Origin of the sequence: Pseudomonas jinjuensis (assembly GCF_900103845.1) — a bacterium.
In the GTDB taxonomy this organism is placed as follows: Bacteria; Pseudomonadota; Gammaproteobacteria; order Pseudomonadales; family Pseudomonadaceae; genus Pseudomonas; species Pseudomonas jinjuensis.
Map to the genome: position 1 here is coordinate 375,868 of NZ_FNIJ01000003.1, position 17,077 is coordinate 392,944.

At 68.0% G+C, this 17,077-nt stretch carries 16 protein-coding genes; 6 read left to right on the top strand and 10 right to left on the bottom strand.

The window, feature by feature from the left end:
* Positions 1 to 191 precede the first annotated feature (191 nt).
* On the top strand, positions 192 to 464 hold the full coding sequence (locus BLR75_RS06100; protein WP_084314665.1) for an antibiotic biosynthesis monooxygenase: 273 nt from the start codon (positions 192 to 194) through the stop codon (positions 462 to 464).
* Between the two features lie 163 nt (positions 465 to 627).
* On the opposite strand, the gene BLR75_RS06105 is transcribed toward BLR75_RS06100, so the two are convergent.
* From BLR75_RS06105 to BLR75_RS06125, 5 genes are all read right to left on the bottom strand, one after another.
* Positions 628 to 2,961, bottom strand: coding sequence for a TonB-dependent receptor (locus BLR75_RS06105; RefSeq protein WP_371858152.1), 2,334 nt, complete (start codon positions 2,959 to 2,961; stop codon positions 628 to 630).
* Between the two features lie 318 nt (positions 2,962 to 3,279).
* On the bottom strand, positions 3,280 to 4,227 hold the full coding sequence (locus BLR75_RS06110; protein ID WP_084314667.1) for a FecR family protein: 948 nt from the start codon (positions 4,225 to 4,227) through the stop codon (positions 3,280 to 3,282).
* Positions 4,224 to 4,793 carry a sigma-70 family RNA polymerase sigma factor gene (locus BLR75_RS06115; RefSeq protein ID WP_245726106.1) on the bottom strand — a complete coding sequence of 190 codons (570 nt, stop codon included), beginning with the start codon at positions 4,791 to 4,793 and terminating at the stop codon, positions 4,224 to 4,226. Before BLR75_RS06115 ends, BLR75_RS06110 begins: the two co-directional genes overlap by 4 nt.
* A 35-nt stretch (positions 4,794 to 4,828) precedes the next feature.
* Entirely contained in the window at positions 4,829 to 5,191 is a 363-nt protein-coding gene (locus BLR75_RS06120; protein WP_084314668.1) for a DOPA 4,5-dioxygenase family protein, read from the bottom strand.
* Positions 5,188 to 6,093 (bottom strand): choline sulfate utilization transcriptional regulator, encoded by a 906-nt coding sequence (locus BLR75_RS06125; RefSeq protein ID WP_084314669.1) that lies wholly within the window; start codon positions 6,091 to 6,093, stop codon positions 5,188 to 5,190. The genes BLR75_RS06120 and BLR75_RS06125 overlap by 4 nt, the downstream gene beginning before the upstream one ends.
* A gap of 123 nt (positions 6,094 to 6,216) precedes the next feature.
* Here BLR75_RS06125 and betC point away from each other — a divergent pair, with 123 nt between their 5' ends.
* From betC to BLR75_RS06140, 3 genes are read left to right on the top strand one after another with little or no spacing between them, the layout of a single operon-like run.
* Positions 6,217 to 7,725: a choline-sulfatase gene (gene betC, locus BLR75_RS06130; RefSeq protein ID WP_084314670.1), complete on the top strand. Its 1,509-nt coding sequence runs from the start codon at positions 6,217 to 6,219 to the stop codon at positions 7,723 to 7,725.
* Between the two features lie 24 nt (positions 7,726 to 7,749).
* Positions 7,750 to 8,673: a choline ABC transporter substrate-binding protein gene (locus BLR75_RS06135; protein ID WP_084314671.1), complete on the top strand. Its 924-nt coding sequence runs from the start codon at positions 7,750 to 7,752 to the stop codon at positions 8,671 to 8,673.
* 4 nt (positions 8,674 to 8,677) lie between these two features.
* Complete coding sequence (locus tag BLR75_RS06140; RefSeq protein ID WP_084314672.1) at positions 8,678 to 10,228, top strand: SulP family inorganic anion transporter; 1,551 nt, start codon at positions 8,678 to 8,680, stop codon at positions 10,226 to 10,228.
* A 132-nt stretch (positions 10,229 to 10,360) separates the two neighbouring features.
* Here BLR75_RS06140 and aroE read toward each other — a convergent pair whose 3' ends face one another.
* Together aroE and hemF are read right to left on the bottom strand one after the other, a co-directional pair.
* Positions 10,361 to 11,182, bottom strand: coding sequence for a shikimate dehydrogenase (aroE, locus tag BLR75_RS06145; RefSeq protein ID WP_084314673.1), 822 nt, complete (start codon positions 11,180 to 11,182; stop codon positions 10,361 to 10,363).
* Between the two features lie 116 nt (positions 11,183 to 11,298).
* Positions 11,299 to 12,213: an oxygen-dependent coproporphyrinogen oxidase gene (gene hemF / locus BLR75_RS06150; protein ID WP_084314674.1), complete on the bottom strand. Its 915-nt coding sequence runs from the start codon at positions 12,211 to 12,213 to the stop codon at positions 11,299 to 11,301.
* A 181-nt stretch (positions 12,214 to 12,394) separates the two neighbouring features.
* Here hemF and BLR75_RS06155 point away from each other — a divergent pair, with 181 nt between their 5' ends.
* Positions 12,395 to 13,372, top strand: a complete 978-nt coding sequence (locus BLR75_RS06155; RefSeq protein ID WP_084314675.1) for an NADPH:quinone reductase — start codon at positions 12,395 to 12,397, stop codon at positions 13,370 to 13,372.
* A 206-nt stretch (positions 13,373 to 13,578) separates the two neighbouring features.
* On the opposite strand, the gene tsaC is transcribed toward BLR75_RS06155, so the two are convergent.
* The 3 genes from tsaC to BLR75_RS06170 form a co-directional block, all read right to left on the bottom strand.
* A complete protein-coding gene (tsaC, locus tag BLR75_RS06160) occupies positions 13,579 to 14,136 on the bottom strand; it encodes an L-threonylcarbamoyladenylate synthase type 1 TsaC (RefSeq protein ID WP_084314676.1) in 558 nt (185 codons plus the stop codon).
* Between the two features lie 40 nt (positions 14,137 to 14,176).
* Positions 14,177 to 15,259 carry a DNA-processing protein DprA gene (gene dprA, locus BLR75_RS06165; RefSeq protein ID WP_084314677.1) on the bottom strand — a complete coding sequence of 361 codons (1,083 nt, stop codon included), beginning with the start codon at positions 15,257 to 15,259 and terminating at the stop codon, positions 14,177 to 14,179.
* A 135-nt stretch (positions 15,260 to 15,394) separates the two neighbouring features.
* Positions 15,395 to 16,420, bottom strand: coding sequence for a LysM peptidoglycan-binding domain-containing protein (locus BLR75_RS06170; protein ID WP_084314678.1), 1,026 nt, complete (start codon positions 16,418 to 16,420; stop codon positions 15,395 to 15,397).
* A gap of 138 nt (positions 16,421 to 16,558) precedes the next feature.
* Between BLR75_RS06170 and def the strand changes: the two genes are divergently transcribed.
* Positions 16,559 to 17,065, top strand: a complete 507-nt coding sequence (gene def / locus BLR75_RS06175) for a peptide deformylase (RefSeq protein ID WP_084314679.1) — start codon at positions 16,559 to 16,561, stop codon at positions 17,063 to 17,065.
* The last annotated feature ends 12 nt before the right edge of the window (positions 17,066 to 17,077 follow it).

The following is a 17,077-nucleotide window of genomic DNA, read 5'->3' on the forward strand; positions in this document are numbered from 1 at the left end:
GCAACGCGTGGCCGCACGACGACCGTCGGAGGATCGGGCAAGCAATCGGCAGGATCGGACAAGCACAAGGCCGCGATGCCGGCCATCAGCCTGCATCACCGCAGGATCGGGCAAGAAGCCTGCAGCATCCGGATAACGCCGCGAACGTACCCGCACGTAGGCTTTTCCCATCACCCGGCGGAGAGACAGGCATGCACGGCAATCCATCGATCGAACACCACCTGCGGGTCCAGCCCCGCCACGGCCACGAGGCGCCGGTGGGCGAGCTGCTCGACCTTCTCGCAACCACCACCCTGCAGGCGGAAGGCTGCCTGGATGCCACGCTGCACCGCCTCGATGACGGCTGGCGACTGGACGGCCGCTGGAGCAGCAGCGCTGCGCTGGATCTCTACCTGGAACAACCGGCGTTGCAGCGGCTGGGCGATGCCTTGACCCGGCATTGCCGGATGCTGGGCTTTTCGTAGGGTGGATCAGCTCCATCGATCCACCATCGCCGCGCATGCGGCCCCGCAATGGTGGATGAAAAAAGCCTCATCCACCCTACGTCATCCCCGCACACCGAACCTCCTACGAAAACAGAGCCGTACTCCGACCGGCAGGAGCGCGCCAAGGTCGCCAGGAAGCGGCTCAGTACTCCATGCTCCACCCCAGGGTGAAGGTGCGCCCACGCCCCTGATAGTCGTACAGGTACGCCGGGCCGTAGGTCGGCGAGTAGAACAGCGCCGCGCGCTGGCCCCAGACGGTGCTGTACTGCTTGTCCAGCAGGTTCTGGATGCCGGCGCTGAAGGTGCCGAAGCCGGTGCGGCGTTCGCCGAGCAGGTCGAAGGTGGTGAAGCCGTCGATCTTGTGGTCGGCGTCGTCCTCCAGGTCGAACGCATGGTTGCCCTGCAGGCGCGCGCTGTATTGGTCGTCGCTCCAGCCGACGAAGGCGGTGGACTTGGACAGCGACGCATAGCGCGCGTCACGCTTGATCCAGTCGCCATCGGCGTCCTCTTCCTCGGAGCGCACCAGGTGCAGGGTGGTGCCGGCCTGCCAGCCGTTCTGGAAGTAGCGGCTCACCGCGCCCTCGAAGCCGAAGTCGCGGCTCTTCTGGTCTTCCACGTCGATGGTCAGGGTCGCGGTGTCGGTGGTGATGACCTTGTCCGACCAGATGTAGTACAGCGCGGTCTGCGCCTGCCAGACGGAGTCGGAATAGCGCCAGCCCAGTTCGACCTGGCGGCTCTTGATCCCCGCCAGCGGGTTGTCGTCGACGTTCAGGCCGGGCTTGCCGTAGAACTTGGCCGGGTCGGGCAGATCGAAGCCCTCGCTGTAGTTGCTCCACAGCTGGTGGCCATTGTGGAAGTCGTAGATGGCGCCGATGTTGTACAGGTTGACCTGGTAGTCGTTGCTGCCGCCCTGCGCGGTCTTGAAGTCATCCACCTCGACGTCGGCCTTCTGGTGCCGCGCGCCGGTGGAGACGGTGAGGTTGTCGGTCGCCTGCCAGTCCAGCTGGCCGTAGAACGACAGGATGTCGACCACGTAGCTCGGGTAGCGCGGCGCGCTGCTGGCGGTTTCCAGCTGGAGGCCGCCGCTTTCCGAGGAAACCAGCTGGTCGAAGGTCTTCTGCTCGGCGTTGAAGCGCTCATGGTCGAAGTCCACGCCGTAGGTGAACTTCAGGCTGTCCCACTGCTTGCTGAACAGCCCCTTGATCCCGCTGACCTCGAAGTTCTGCTGCGAGGCGGCGAAGTACACGCCGTTCACCCCCGCCGGCTTGCCGGCGTTGTAGTAGGGAAAGGGATAGAAGTTGTCGTCTTCCTTGCGGTAGTAGGCCTGCAGGTAGAAGTCCTGGTCGAGCAGGTCGCTGTGGTGGTAGTTGGCGTTGACCAGGGTGCGCCGGGTGCGCGGCTCCAGATCCATGTCCAGGCCGCTGCGCAGCTCGGCGTCTTCGAGGTTGGACGGCGCCTGGTAGTTCAGGTTGGGAAAATGGATGCCGGTGCTGCCGTCGTTGCCGGAGTCGTAGTACTGCGCCAGCAGGTCGAGGCTCTGCTGCTCGTCGAACTGCACGGTCATGTTGCCGAGCACGTCGACGGTGCGGTTGTACTGCAGGTCGGTCTGGGTGTTGTCGATGAAGATCTGCTCGCCGCCGCCGTCGTAGAACGCCTCGTTCTTCTCCAGCGAGACACCGAGCCGGCCGCTGACCCGCTCGTTGCCGCCGGCGATCGACTGCGCTGCGCGCGCGGCGAGGTCGTCGCTGTTGTTGAAGCCGGAAGTAGCGCTGGCCTGGGTCTCGAAGCTCGCCGCGCCCGGCGCGCCCTTCTTCGTGATGATGTTGATGATGCCGCCGGTGGCGCCGCCGCCGTAGATGGCGCTGGCGCCGGACAGCACCTCGATGCGCTCGACGTTGAACGGCGCGATGCTGTCGAACTGGCGCGACAGGCCGCGCGAGCTGTTCTGGCTGACCCCGTCGATCATCACCAGCACGTTGCGGCCACGCAGGTTCTGGCCGTAGTTGGTGCGCCCTTCCGGCGCCAGGTCGAGGCCGGGGACCAGCTTGCCGAGGGCTTCCTTGAGGCTGACGCCGGTGTCCAGCTGCTGCTGCAGCTGTTCCTTCTCCACCACCCAGACGGTGCCGGGAATCGCGCTGATGTCGGTGGGCGTGCGTGCGGCCACGGTGATCTGCATCGGCGCCAGGTTCAGCGCGCCGGAATCTTCCTGCCGGCGCTTGAGCACCACGGTGCGCTCGTCGCTGAACGACCAGCCCATGCCGCTGCCGGCGAGCAGCGTGTCGAGCGCTTCCTCCAGGGTATAGCGGCCGTCCAGCCCGGCGCTCTGCAGGCCCTGGACGTCCTCGGAGCTGAACATCAGGTGCACGCCGGCCTGGTCGGCGAACTGGGTCAGGGCGCTGTCGAGGCTGCGCGGGGCGATGTGCAGTTCGACGCTGTCGCTGGCGGCAGCCTGGACCAGCGGGGCGCCGCCGAGCATGGCGACGAGAAGAAGGGCGCGGGGGAAGCGGGGGTTCATGCGGTGGTTTCCATATCGAGGCGCGTAATGCGAATTCTTCGCGTTCATGCCTACGACGAAACAGCTGCGCGAACCTTGCAGTGGGTGGATGAAAAAATTTTGGGAATTTTTGTAGGGCGCTTTCTGGATCCCCGCGTTCGCGGGCATGACGGCAGTGTTCATGGCGGGTTGCAGGGGGTCAGCGAAACGTAGGGTGGATGGCGCTCTTCCATCCACCATTGCGGGGCCGCCTGCGCGGCCGTGGTGGATCGATGGAGCGTGATCCACCCTACGAAAAACTCAGCCGCGCGCCACCGGCCGTACAAGAATCACCCCCGGCAACCGCGTCACCCTCACCGGCTGCAGCCGCTCCAGGGTCTTCAGCAGCGCGCCCGGGTCGTCGAGGTCGAACACCCCGCTGACCTTGTGCCGGCGCAGCGCGGCGTCGGTGAGCAGGATGCGTTGCGGCAGATAGCGTTCCAGTTCGTCGAGCACGTCGCCCAGCGGCCGCTGGTTGAAGATCAGCTTGCCGCGCTGCCAGGCGCTGGCGCTGTCGAGGTCCAGCGCCTGCACGGCGGCGGGTGTCTCGCGCTCGGCCACATCCAGGCGCTCGCCGGCGCTCAGGCGCACGGTCGGATGCCTGGCGTCGCTGACCTGCACCACGCCTTCGCTGACATCCACGCGGGTGCGCGGGCCGCGGGCATCGACGTCGAAGCGGGTGCCCACCGCCATCACCTCGGTATCCCCGGCGCGCACGATGAACGGCCGCTGCGGGTCCTTGGCGACCTCGAACAGCGCCTCGCCGGCATGCAGCCTGAGCCGCCGCTCGCTGCTGGAAAACTCCACCGACAGCGCGCTGCCGCTGTTCAGCCAGACCTGGCTGCCGTCGGCCAGCTCGATGCTGCGCCGCTCGCCGACGCGGGTGGAGTAGTCGGCATACAGGCCGGCCAGCGGCCGCGGCAGTGCCACGGCGACGGCCAGCACGGCGACGCAGGCCGCCAGCGCGCCACCCAGCAGCAGCCGGCGGCGATTCCTCCGCGAGGCAGCGACGAACTGCTCGGCACTGCGCGTCTGCGGCAGCGCACCCCACAGCGCCTCGGCCTCGCGGGCGGCGGCCTCGTGGGCCGGGCTCTGGCCGCGCCAGGCATGGAAAGCCATACGCTCCGCAGCCGTCGCGCGGCCGGAATGCAGGTGCGCCAGTCGTTCGATGGCCTGGTCGGAAAGCAGCTGGTGATCGATGGGGTTCATGCCTCGGCCTCCTGCCGTAGCCAGTCGCGGCAATGGCGCATGGCCTGGACGATGTATTTCCCCACCATGCTTTCCGATACCCCCAGGCGCTCGGCGATCTGCGCGTGGGTCAGGCCCTCCAGGCGGTTCAGCAGCAGCGCCTCGCGGGCCTTCGGCGGCAGGGCGTCGAGGGCCGCGTCGAGGCCTTCCAGGGTCTCGCGGGCGAGCAGGCGCGATTCGAGGGTCGCGGACGGATCGCTGACATCGTTGGCGGCGGCCTCGTCGTCGTGCAGTTCGGCCAGGCGGCCTTCGCGGCGCAGGTTGTCGATGGCGATGTTGCCGGCGACGCGGAACAGGTAGGCACGCGGATCGTCCACACGGGCATCTTCCGGCTGCGCGGCGAGGCGCAGCCAGGTGTCCTGGGCGACGTCGGCGGCGCGCTGGTTGTCGCCCAGGCGGCGCGCGAGGAAGCGCATCAGGTCCGCGTAGTGCGCCTGGAAGCTCTGCAGGAGTGAGGAAGTGGCGAAGCGCCGCATGATGCCCCGAATGTCCGGCAACCGCAGGATCGGCTGGAAAAAGGCCGGCAAGGATACAATCAATCGAGAATGATTATCAAACGCCGTCACAGATCGTATTCCACCGGTCCTTCGTCCAGCACGCTGAGATCCAGCGGCCGCACCGCGCCCATCCAGAAGGCGTGGTCGCGGTGGTCGGCCAGGTCGTTGCCGGTGATCGGATGCACCAGCACCACCAGCCCGTCGCGTTGCAGAGCCAGCCAGGGAATCACCTCGGCGAACAGTTCCGGGCGGAAGGCCAGCTGGCAGCTCCAGTCCGGATGCGGCCCCACCGGCTGCTGGTGCATGCGCCCCATCTTCAGCGGGAAGCGGCGCGCCGCCTCCTCGCACAGCTCGCGGGCCTGCTCCAGGGTGGCGGCGTCGAAATACACGTGGGCGTGGTAGCCGCGGATGCGTGGGGTCGGTTTCATGGTTCGCGGGTCTCCCTGCGCAGTTCGGCCTGCAGCCAGTCGACGAAGCGCTGCACCAGGCGCTGGCGGCGCTTGCGCTCGGGCTGCACGGCGTAATAGCCGAAGCCCGATTCGACGTGCTCGGCGATGACCTTGCACAGTAGCCCCTGTTCCAGCAGCTCGTCGACCAGATGGCGCCAGCCGATGGCGACGCCCTGGCCGGCGATGGCCGCCTGGATCAGCAGGGTGTAGTTGTCGAAGCGCAGCCCCGCCGCTTCCGGCGCCTGCTCGATGTGCAGCGCGCGGAACAGCCCCGGCCAGTCGAACCAGCGGCTGTGCGCCTCGGGCTTCAGGTGCAGCATCGGCAGGCGCGCCAGCTCGGCCTTGGCCAGCGGCAGCGCGCGGCCGTCCAGCAGGCGCGGGCTGCACACCGGGAACACGTCCTCGCTGAACAGGCGCAGCGCCTCGCCATGCTTGAAGCGGCCGTCGCCGAAGACGATGGCCACGTCGATGTCGCTGCGCAGGCTGGTCGGGCTGCGCTCGCTGCTGATCAGGCCGACGTCGAGGTTCGGATTGGCCTGGCGGAAGCGCGGCAGGCGCGGCATCAGCCAGTAGGCGGCGAAGGCGAAGTCGGTGGCGACCTGCAGCACCTCGTGGGATTCGCGGGCGGTGACTGCCGCGATGCCGGCGTCGATCTCCGCCAGCCCGGCCTGCACGTGGCGCTGCAGCAGCTGGCCGCTTTCGGTCAGAACGATGCCGCGATGCACCCGGTCGAACAGGCGTACGCCGAGCAGCTTCTCCAGGCGCTTGATCTGCTGGCTGACCGCCGGCTGGGTGCTGCCCAGCTGCGCCGCCGCGGCGGTGAAGCCCTGCTCGCGGGCGGCGCATTCGAACACCCGCAGCAGTTCCAGCGGAACGCTCATCGCATCCATAAGCCAGCGTTATCCGAAGCATGTTCAGCCATGCGCTTTAACCTCGTCGGCCGGGGGAGGAAACTCGATCACAGCACTATCCCATAACAATCCCAAATAGGATAAGCCTGAGCCATGAAGCGTCCCAACATCCTCTTCATCATGGCCGACCAGATGGCCGCGCCGCTGCTCCCGCTCCACGATCCCAACTCGCCGATCCGCATGCCGAACCTCTCGCGCCTCGCCGAGCAGGCCGTGGTGTTCGACTCGGCCTACTGCAACAGCCCGCTGTGCGCACCGTCGCGCTTCACCCTGGTCAGCGGCCAGCTGCCGACCAGGATCGGCGCCTGGGACAACGCCGCCGACTTCCCCGCCGACATCCCCACCTACGCCCACTACCTGCGCCGCCTCGGCTACCGCACCGCGCTGTCCGGCAAGATGCACTTCTGCGGCCCGGACCAGTTGCACGGCTACGAGGAACGCCTGACCAGCGACATCTACCCGGCCGACTACGGCTGGGCGGTGAACTGGGACGAGCCGGAGGTGCGTCCGAGCTGGTACCACAACATGTCCTCGGTGCTGCAGGCCGGGCCCTGCGTGCGCACCAACCAGCTGGATTTCGACGAGGAAGTGGTGTTCAAGGCGCGCCAGTACCTCTACGACCACGTGCGGATGAGCGCCGAGCAGCCGTTCTGCCTGACCGTGTCGCTGACCCATCCCCACGATCCCTACACCATCCCCCGCGAGTACTGGGACCTGTACCGCGACGAGGACATCCCGCTGCCGCAGACCGAGCTGGCGCAGGACGAGCAGGACCCGCACTCGCAGCGCCTGCTCAAGGTGATCGACCTGTGGGACAAGCCGCTGCCCGCGGACAAGATCCGCGACGCCCGCCGCGCCTACTTCGGCGCCTGCAGCTACGTCGACGCGCAGATCGGCGCGCTGCTCAGGACCCTGGAGGAATGCGGCCTGGCCGACGACACGTTGATCGTGTTCTCCGGCGACCACGGCGACATGCTTGGCGAACGCGGCCTCTGGTACAAGATGCACTGGTTCGAGATGGCCGCCCGCGTGCCGCTGCTGGTCCACGCGCCGCAGCGCTTCGCCGCACGGCGGGTGAAGCAGTCGGTGTCCACCCTCGACCTGCTGCCGACCCTGGTGGAACTGGCCGGTGGCAGCCTCGAAGCCGGCCTGCCGCTGGACGGCCATTCGCTGCTGGCGCACCTGAAAGGCGAGGGCGGGCACGACGAGGTGATCGGCGAGTACACCGCCGAGGGTACCCTCAGCCCGCTGATGATGATCCGCCGCGGCGACTTCAAGTTCGTCTATTCGGAACAGGACCCCTGCCTGCTGTTCGACCTGCGCAACGATCCGCGCGAGCTGGAAAACCTCGCCGGATCGCCGGCCCATGCCGAACTGTTCGCCGACTTCCTCGCCGAAGCCCGCGCGCGCTGGGACATCCCGGCGATCACCGGGCAGGTGCTGGCGAGCCAGCGCCGCCGCCGCTTCGTCGCCGACGCGCTGACCCGCGGCCAGCTGAAGAGCTGGGACCACCAGCCCTTCGTCGACGCCAGCCAGCAGTACATGCGCAACCACATCGACCTGGACGACCTTGAACGCCGCGCGCGTTATCCACAACCCTGACCCACTGCCGAGGAGGTACGCCGCATGAAAACGCTGCACGCACTGCTGCTGGCCGGCGCCGTCGCGCTGGTTAGCCACGCCGCCCACGCCGAGGACGAAGCCTGCGCCACCGTGCGCCTGGCCGATCCGGGCTGGAGCGACATCGCCGTCACCAACGGCATCGCCAGCTTCCTGCTCGACAGCCTGGGCTACAGGACGGAGATCGACACCCTCGCCGTGCCCATCGTCTACGGCGGCCTGCGCGACGGCCAGGTGGACGCCTTCCTCGGCAACTGGATGCCGGCGCAGCAGGACTACCACGACAAGTTCATCGCCAGCGGCCAGGTCGAGCGCCTGGCGAAGAACCTGGAAGGCACCGAATTCACCCTCGCCGTGCCCAGCTACGTGTGGGACGGCGGGGTGAAGAGCTTCGACGACCTCGCCAGGCATTCCGAGCAGTTCCGCAGCAAGGTCTACGGCATCGGCTCCGGCGCGCCGGCCAACCAGTCGATCCAGAAGATGATCGCCGGCAACGAGTTCGGTCTCGGCGACTGGAAGCTGGTGGAATCCGGCGAGCAGGCGATGCTCGCCGAGGTCGGCCGGGCGGTGAAGCACCAGCGCTGGATCGTCTTCCTCGGCTGGACGCCGCACCCGATGAACGTGCGCTACGACATGAAGTACCTGTCCGGCGGCGACAAGTACTTCGGCAGCACCGGCAGCGTCTACACCGTGACGCGCAAGGGCTACGCGCAGCAGTGCCCGAACAGCGGGCGGCTGCTGGCCAACCTGGCGTTCGACCTGAAGATGGAAAACACCATCATGGCCAGCGCGGTGGAGAGCAAGACCAGCAATGCCGAGGCCGCGCGGGCCTGGCTGAAGGCCAACCCGCAGGTGCTCGGTGCGTGGCTGGAGGGCGTGAAGACCCGCGACGGCGGCGACGCGCTGGCAGCCGTGCAGGCGAAGCTCTGAGGCCATGCGCCGCCTGCTGCCGTTCCTCGACTGGCTGCCCGGGCTTTCCCCGCGCGCCGTCGGCAAGGACGCCTGGGTCGGCCTGAGCGGCGCCGTGCTGGCGCTGCCGCAGTCCATGGCCTATGCGCTGATCGCCGGGCTGCCGGCGGAATACGGGCTGTACGCGGCGATGCTGCCGGTGATGGTCGCCAGCCTGTGGGGCTCGTCGCGGCACCTGATCGGCGGGCCGACGGCGGCGATCTCGGTGGTGCTGCTGGCCGCCGTCGCGCCGCTGGCTTCTCCCGGCAGCGGCGAATACGTGCAACTGGTGCTGCTGCTGACCTTCGTCGCCGGGCTGTTCCAGTGGCTGCTGGGGATGCTGCGCTTCGGCGTGCTGGTGAATTTCGTCTCGCACTCGGTGGTGCTCGGCTTCACCTTCGGTGCGGCGCTGGTGATTGCCATCGGGCAGTTGCCCTATCTGCTCGGCATCTCGTCAGGCGGGCAGGGCACCGTGCTGGAGAGCGCCTGGGCGCTGCTGCAGCGGCTTGCGGATTTCGATCGGGCGTCGCTGGCGGTGGGGCTGGTGAGTCTTCTGCTGAGCCTGCTGGTGCGCTGGCTGCGACCGCGCTGGCCGGCGTTGCTGATCGGTCTGCTCGGCGCCAGCCTGCTGGTCTGGGCGCTGCCTGCCGTGTTCGCCGACGTCGCGCGGGTGCAGGCGTTCAGTAGCGCCTTGCCGCCGTTCAGCCCGCTGCCGCTGGATCTGGATGCGACGCTGCAATTGCTCCCCGCCGCGGTGGCCTGCGGCATGCTCGGACTGGTCACCAGCCTGTCCATCGCCCGCTCCCTGGCCTCGCGCAGCGGGCAGACGCTGGACGCCAACCAGGAGGTGCGGGCGCAGGGGCTGTCCAACCTGATCGGCCCGTGGTTCTCCGGCACGCTGTCGGCCGGCTCCTTCACCCGCTCCGGGCTGAACCTCGACGCCGGCGCCAGTTCGCCCATGGCGGGCGTGTTCTCGGCGCTGTGGGTGGCGGTGCTGGCGGTGGCCGGCAGCGACCTGATCACCCATATCCCGCTGCCGGCGATGGCCGGCGGCATCCTGCTGATCGCCTGGGGTCTGGTGGATCGCCCGGCCATTCGCGCCCTGTGGAAGGGCAGCCGCGCCGAGTTCCTGGTGATGGCGCTGACCGCAATGGCGACCCTGCTGCTGCCGCTGCAGAGCGCGATCTACGCCGGGGTGCTGGCGTCGCTGTTCTTCTACCTGAAGCGCACCTCGCGGCCGCAGGTGCAGCACTGGGAAAATGCGGAAGAGGAGGTGCTGCGGGTGGAAGGCTCGATCTTCTTCGGCGCCTGCGACTACCTGCAGCGCCTGATGCAGCGCAGCCAGGGCCAGCGCCTGGTGCTGGACGCGCACCATGTGAATTTCATCGACTTCGCCGGCGCCCGCATGCTGCACCAGGAGGCCCGCCGCCTCGCCGGGGAAGGCCGGCGCCTGGTGCTGCGCCATGCGCGGCCGCAGGTGATCGCGGAGCTGGCGAAGCAGGCGGGGGAGGGAGGAAATATCCAGTTCGAATCGTAGGAGCGGGCCATGCCCGCGACCCGCAATCTGTCGCGGGCATGGCCCGCTCCTACAGTCAGCATCCCACCGTAGGCGAGTAGGGCGAATAACCGTTCGCGGTTATCCGCCGATGGCATCGCACCGATGGTCGAATCAGGCTGCGAGTTGCTTGCGCATCTCCGCCAGCACCGGCGCCGAATCCGGCCGCACGCCGCGCCACAGCAGGAAGGCTTCCGCCGCCTGCTCGACCAGCATGCCCAGCCCGTCGATGCAGCGCGCCGCACCCTGCTCGGCGGCCCAGCGGTTGAACGCGGTGGTTTCCTTGCCGTACATCATGTCGTAGCAGACCGTATGGCCGGGCTCGACCAGCGCCGGGTCGAGCGGCGGCAGCTCGCCGGCCAGGCTGGCCGAGGTGCCGTTGACGATCAGGTCGAAGGGCTCATCGCGCAGGTCGAAGCCGCAGGCACGCACTTCGCCGAGGTCGGCGAACTCGCGGGCCAGCTGCTCGGCCTTGTCGACGGTGCGGTTGGCCACCACCAGCGCGGCCGGTTTCTCGCCGAGGAAGGGTTCGAGAATCCCACGCACCGCGCCGCCCGCACCGAGCACCAGGATGCGTTTGCCGGCCAGCGCCACGCCGTTGTTCACGGTCAGGTCGCGGGTCAGGCCGGCGCCGTCGGTGTTGTCGCCGAGCAGGCTGCCATCGGCGTTCTTCATCAGGGTATTCACCGCGCCGGCACGGCGGGCGCGTTCGCTCAGCTCGGTCGCCAGGCGGTAGGCGTCCTCCTTGAACGGCACGGTGACGTTGGCGCCGCGACCGCTCACGAAGAAGGCGCGGGCGGCCCCGGCAAAGTCGTCCAGCGGCGCCAGCACGGCCTCGTAGGTCAGCGCCTGGCCGGTCTGCTCGGCGAACAGGCGGTGGATCAGCGGCGACTTGCTGTGACCGATGGGGTTGCCGAAGACGCAGTAGCGGTCCATGGATGGTCCTTGGATCAGGTAACGGTTCTGTAGGATGGGTTGAGCTTGCGATACCCACCATTATGCGGTGGCCGCGATGGGTATCGCTGCGCTCAACCCATCCTACGGATATGGTCTTACGACTGGCCCAGCCAGTCGCGGTCCTTGAGGAAGTATTCGGTCAGGCGTGCCTCTTCTGAGCCCGGCGCCGGCTTCCAGTCGTAGCCCCAGCGCACCTGCGGCGGCAGCGACATGAGGATCGACTCGGTGCGGCCGCCGGACTGCAGGCCGAACAGGGTGCCGCGGTCGTAGACCAGGTTGAATTCCACGTAGCGGCCACGGCGGAACTCCTGGAACTCGCGCTGCGCCTCGGTGTAGGGGGTGTTCTTGCGGCGCTGGATGATCGGCAGGTAGGCCTCGATGTAGGCATCGCCGATGGCGCGCAGGAAGGCGAAGCAGGTGTCGAAGTCCCACTCGTTGAGGTCGTCGAAGAACAGCCCGCCGATGCCGCGCGGCTCGTTGCGGTGCTTCAGGTAGAAGTAGCGGTCGCACCAGTCCTTGAAGCGCGGGTAGACGTCCTCGCCGAACGGCGCGCAGGCGTCGCGGGCGACCTTGTGCCAGTGCACGCAGTCTTCCTCGTTGCCGTAGTAGGGGGTCAGGTCGAAGCCGCCGCCGAACCACCAGACCGGTGGCTCGCCTTCCTTCTCGGCGATGAAGAAGCGCACGTTGGCGTGGGAGGTCGGCACGTGCGGGTTGCGCGGGTGGATCACCAGCGACACGCCGAGCGCCTGGAAGCCGCGGCCGGCCAGTTCCGGCCGGTGCGCGCTGGCCGACGGCGGCAGGCCGACGCCGTAGACGTGGGAGAAGTTCACGCCGCCTTTCTCGATCAGCGTGCCATCGGCGATCACCCGGGTGCGCCCGCCGCCACCGGCGGGGCGCTGCCAGGCGTCCTCGACGAAACGGGCGCTGCCGTCTTCGGCTTCGAGTGCGGCGCAGATGCGGTCTTGCAGGTCGAGCAGATAGGCCTTGACGGCCTCGATACGGTCGGTCACGGAATCACCTTGCGAGCGGGAAAGCCACGCGGCCCGCGGGCCGCGGCTGATTGACAGGAAAGCATACCACCGTCGTGGGAAATCCTTCCCTTGACTCCGATCAATCGGCCAGCTTCGATGAAGGTCTTTTCCCAGACGGGTGTCGGCCATTTCGACACCCGGAGAATCGCAGGAGACAGACATGGCCAAGCGTATCCAGTTCGCCCGCCCCGGCGGCCCGGAAGTCCTCGAATACACCGACTACCAGCCGGCCGCACCGGACCCCCGGGAAGTCCGCGTGCGCAACCGCGCCATCGGCCTGAACTTCATCGACACCTACTTCCGCAGCGGGCTGTATGCCGCACCCTCGCTGCCCTCCGGGCTCGGCACCGAGGGCGCCGGCGAGGTGGAGGCGGTGGGCAGCGAAGTGACCGCGTTCAAGGTCGGCGACCGCGTGGCCTACGCCACCGGCCCGCTCGGCGCCTACAGCGAGTTGCACGTGCTGCCGGCGGCGAACCTGGTCAAGCTGCCGGACGCGATCAGCTTCGAACAGGCCGCGGCGGTCATGCTCAAGGGCCTGACCGTGCAGTACCTGCTGCGCCAGACCTACAACGTGCAACCGGGGCAGACCGTGCTCTGGCACGCGGCGGCCGGCGGCGTCGGGCTGATCGCCTGCCAGTGGGCGAAGGCGCTCGGCGTGCATCTGATCGGCACCGCCAGCTCGGCGGAAAAGGCCGGGCAGGCGAAAGCGCACGGCGCCTGGGCGACCATCGACTACAGCCGCGAGAACGTGGTGGAGCGGGTGCTGGAGCTCACCGACGGCAAGAAATGCCCGGTGGTCTACGACTCGGTGGGCAAGGACACCTGGGGCATCTCCCTCGACTGCACCGCGCCGCGCGGGCTGGTGGTGAGCTTCGGCAACGCCTCCGGCCCGGTGGACGGGGTGAACCTCGGCATCCTCGCGCAGAAGGGCTCGCTGTACGTCACCCGGCCGACCCTGTTCGGCTACGCCAACACCCCGGAACGCCTGCAGGCGATGGCCGACGACCTGTTCGGCATGCTGACCTCGGGCAAGGTGAAGGTGGAGATCAACCAGCGCTTCGCCCTGGCAGATGCGGCCAAGGCGCAGGTGGAGCTGGCCGGGAGGCGGACTACGGGGTCGACCATTCTGTTGCCGTAACGCGCGGCTCTGCGGCTGGGGCATGCGTAGGGTGGATCACGCTCCATCGATCCACCATGGCCGCGCATGCGGCCCCGCAATGGTGGATGAAAAAGCCTCATCCACCCTACGCTCGGCTCCATGAATGATCGCAGCAAGCTGGCTCCTACAGGTAAACCGTTGTGCCGAACCTGTAGGAGCCAGCTTGCTGGCGAAAAGATCTCGCCTTACGCAGGCCGGACTACCTGCCCGGTCACCAGGTCGCGGATCAGGCTGGGATTGCGCCGCCCGCCGAGGGCGCCGCCGAGCACGCCGTCCAGCTCTTCATGGAAGTACTGCTCGATGCGCAGGCGGGTGCGCGCGGCCGGGCGGCCGGCGGGATTGGCGGAAGTCGATACCAGCGGCCCGGTCAGCGCGCACAGTTCGCGCACCAGCGGATGCTCGCTGACGCGCAGGGCGACGCTGGCGTGCTCGCCGGTGATCCAGTCGGGCAGGCGCTCCTGGTGCGGCACCAGCCAGGTATTGGGGCCCGGCCAGGTAGAGGCGAGCTGGTGCTGCCAGGCTTCGGGCAGGTCGGCGAGGAGGAAGTCGAACTGGCGGATGTTGTCGGCCACCAGGATCAGGCCCTTTTCCACCGGGCGCGCCTTGATCGCCAGCAGGCGGTAGACCGCGTCCTCGTTCCACGGGTCGCAGCCGAGGCCCCACACCGCTTCGGTCGGATAGGCGATCACCCCGCCTTCGCGCACTACCTTGGCTGCGCGCTGCACGCGCCACTTGCTGATCATCGAAGCACTCCAGGCAAAACAGTGCGCGGAGTTTACGTTTTCAGCCGGCCCGATGCATCCACAGCCCGGCCTCGCAGGCCACCAGCCCCTCCAGCTCCAGGTCGGTGAGCGCCACCAGCACCTCCGGCAGGCGCATGCCGCTGCCTCCCGCCAGCGCCTCGGCGCTTTGCGGCGCGGCGCGCAGCAGGTCGAGCAGGGGATGGCTGCGGGTTTCCGGCTCGCTAACGCAATTGCGCCAGCCGCGCAGGTTTTCCAGGATGTCGTCGACGCTTTCCACCAGGGTCGCGCCCTCGCGGATCAGCTCATGGCAGCCGCGGGCGCCGGGATGGTGGATCGAGCCGGGAATGGCGAACACCTCGCGGCCCTGCTCGGCAGCCAGGCGCGCGGTGATCAGCGAGCCGCTGGAGGTGCTCGCCTCGACCACCAGCACGCCCAGCGACAGCCCGCTGATGATGCGGTTGCGCCGGGGGAAGTTGGAGGCGTGCGGCGGGCAGTCCAGCGGCAGTTCGGAGACCAGCGCGCCACCTTCGGCGACGATGCGCCGGGCCAATCCGAGGTGCCGATGTGGATAGATCCGCTCCAGCCCGGTACCTAGCACCGCCACGGTGCGCCCGCCGGCATCCAGCGCGCCCTGGTGGGCGGCGCCATCGATGCCGAGGGCCAGGCCGCTGGTGACGGTGAAACCGCCGGCCGCCAGGCTGCGGGCGAAGGCGTGGGCGATGTCCAGCCCGGGACGGCTGGCGCGGCGGCTGCCGACCAGCGCCAGCTGCGGCGTCTCCAGCAGCTCGCGGCAGCCGGCGACGAACAGCAGCGGCGGGGCATTCACCAGTTCGGCGAGGAGCGCGGGGTAGTCCGGATCGTCCCAGCACAGCAGGTGCTGTTGCGGCTGTTCCAGCCAGCGCAGGGCGGCGGCCGCCTGTTCGCGGATTGCCACGCTGCGGCGCTGCTCGGCGGCAGGCCCGGGCAGGCCTAGCGAGCGCCAGGCCGAAGCCGGTGCGCTGAGCGCGGCGCAGGCCGAGTCGAAGGCGGAGAGCAGGCGGCGGAAGCGTTGCGGGCCCATTTCGGGCAGGGCGTGAAGACGCAGGCGGGCTTCGAGTTCAGCGGGAGAAAGACGGCTGGGCATGGGAGCGTTCCATCGCGCGGAAAGCCGCTGACTTTGCCCGCAGTCCGCGCTCGCCGCTGTCGTCCCCTTCCGAAAAATGCCGGCGCAGAAAACGAAAAACCCGCCGAAGCGGGTTTTCCATGAACTGCGCGCCGGTCAGGGATTGCGCACCTTGTCCTCGACTTCCAGCGAGCGGCTGGCGGTCAGCACCAGGCCGTAGCTCAGGCGGTTGTAGGTGCGGAAGACCATCACCAGGCCGGAGCGCTCGTCCGGGATCTTCACCAGTTCGTCGGTGACGCGGTCGCGCACGGTTTCGCCGAGGCGGTAGATCGCCAGCACGTTGCCTTCGGCGAGGCCGTCGCGGGAGCCCTTGTCGATGGTCACCACGTCGTACTTGCCGATCTGCGTCACACCGCGCGGCACGTCGATGATGGTGCCGTTGATCTCGGTGCTCGGCTCGCTCGGCACGAAGGTCGAGGTGACGGCGCGTTCCTCGGTGGGGAACAGGCGGTCGCCGGGGCGGACTTCCTGGGTGGTGCGGGTCAGGTTGAGGGTGGCGATGTCGCCTTCCTTCGCCACCACGTTGGCGCTGCCGACGTCCATGGCGTCGATGCCGAGGACTTCCTCGGTATCCGGGTCGGTGTAGACCTTGGCCTGGCGGAAGATGCCGTAGCTGCCTTCCTCGGCCAGCTGGTTGCCGCGGGCATAGGCGCGGTCGCCGGCGCCGCTGACCACCCGCTCGGAGTCGCCGGCCACCACGTAGGGCGCGGCGGTGAAGTCGGCGTCACTGTCGACGATGCGGTTGGAGAGCAGGAAGGCGTTGATCTTTTCCAGCGGGATGGTCGGGATCGCCTCGGCGATCGGCTCGCTGCGCACCCGCGGCGACAGCTTGATGGTGCCGTGGGACGCGCCGCGGTCGAGCACCAGGCGCGGCTGGCCGTCGACGTAGACGAGGTTGAGCACGTCGCCCGGATAGATCAGGTGGGGATTGTGGATCTGCGGATTCACCCGCCAGATTTCCGGCCATTTCCACGGCTTGGCGAGGAATTTCCCGGAAATGTCCCAGAGGGTGTCGCCCTTGACCACGACGTAGCGGTCCGGATGGCCTTCCCTGAGCTGCACGGCACCCTGCGCCACACCGCCTACGGCCAGCAGCAGCAGGGCGAGTAGTGTTTTCCTCATGCGGTGAATCCCTTTATTATGTATACACATGAACCGTCCGGAAGCCGCAACAACCGTGCCTTCCAGGCGTTTTTCGAGGCTGTTCGTCATGTTAGCAGCCGGTTTTCACTTTATTCCACAAGTGCATCACAAACGCATATGGCCATCCTGAACATTCTCGAATTCCCCGATCCGCGCCTGCGCACGATCGCCAAACCGGTCGAGGTGGTCGATGACGCCGTGCGCCAGCTGATCGACGACATGTTCGAAACCATGTACGAAGCCCCGGGCATCGGCCTCGCCGCCACCCAGGTGAACGTGCACAAGCGCATCGTCGTCATGGATCTGTCCGAGGACAAGTCCGAGCCGCGGGTGTTCATCAACCCCGAGTTCGAGGCGCTGACCGACCAGATGGATCAGTACCAGGAAGGATGCCTGTCGGTGCCCGGTTTCTACGAGAACGTCGACCGCCCGCAGAAGGTCAGGATCAAGGCGCTGGACCGCGACGGCAAGCCCTTCGAGGAAATCGCCGAGGGTCTGCTCGCGGTGTGCATCCAGCACGAATGCGATCACCTCAACGGCAAGCTGTTCGTCGACTACCTGTCCACCCTCAAGCGCGACCGGATCAAGAAGAAGCTGGAAAAGCAGCATCGCCAACGCGCCTGAACCTCTCCCAAA

Bases quoted from the DNA above. Each gene is read 5' to 3' on its own strand.
- def (WP_084314679.1), top strand. From the start codon at position 16,559: ATGGCCATCCTGAACATTCTCGAATTCCCCGATCCGCGCCTGCGCACG.
- betC (WP_084314670.1), top strand. From the start codon at position 6,217: ATGAAGCGTCCCAACATCCTCTTCATCATGGCCGACCAGATGGCCGCG.
- BLR75_RS06110 (WP_084314667.1), bottom strand. From the start codon at position 4,227: ATGAACCCCATCGATCACCAGCTGCTTTCCGACCAGGCCATCGAACGA.
- BLR75_RS06140 (WP_084314672.1), top strand. From the start codon at position 8,678: ATGCGCCGCCTGCTGCCGTTCCTCGACTGGCTGCCCGGGCTTTCCCCG.
- BLR75_RS06120 (WP_084314668.1), bottom strand. From the start codon at position 5,191: ATGAAACCGACCCCACGCATCCGCGGCTACCACGCCCACGTGTATTTC.
- tsaC (WP_084314676.1), bottom strand. From the start codon at position 14,136: ATGATCAGCAAGTGGCGCGTGCAGCGCGCAGCCAAGGTAGTGCGCGAA.
- BLR75_RS06170 (WP_084314678.1), bottom strand. From the start codon at position 16,420: ATGAGGAAAACACTACTCGCCCTGCTGCTGCTGGCCGTAGGCGGTGTG.
- aroE (WP_084314673.1), bottom strand. From the start codon at position 11,182: ATGGACCGCTACTGCGTCTTCGGCAACCCCATCGGTCACAGCAAGTCG.
- BLR75_RS06125 (WP_084314669.1), bottom strand. From the start codon at position 6,093: ATGAGCGTTCCGCTGGAACTGCTGCGGGTGTTCGAATGCGCCGCCCGC.
- BLR75_RS06135 (WP_084314671.1), top strand. From the start codon at position 7,750: ATGAAAACGCTGCACGCACTGCTGCTGGCCGGCGCCGTCGCGCTGGTT.
- BLR75_RS06100 (WP_084314665.1), top strand. From the start codon at position 192: ATGCACGGCAATCCATCGATCGAACACCACCTGCGGGTCCAGCCCCGC.
- dprA (WP_084314677.1), bottom strand. From the start codon at position 15,259: ATGCCCAGCCGTCTTTCTCCCGCTGAACTCGAAGCCCGCCTGCGTCTT.
- BLR75_RS06155 (WP_084314675.1), top strand. From the start codon at position 12,395: ATGGCCAAGCGTATCCAGTTCGCCCGCCCCGGCGGCCCGGAAGTCCTC.
- BLR75_RS06105 (WP_371858152.1), bottom strand. From the start codon at position 2,961: ATGCTCGGCGGCGCCCCGCTGGTCCAGGCTGCCGCCAGCGACAGCGTC.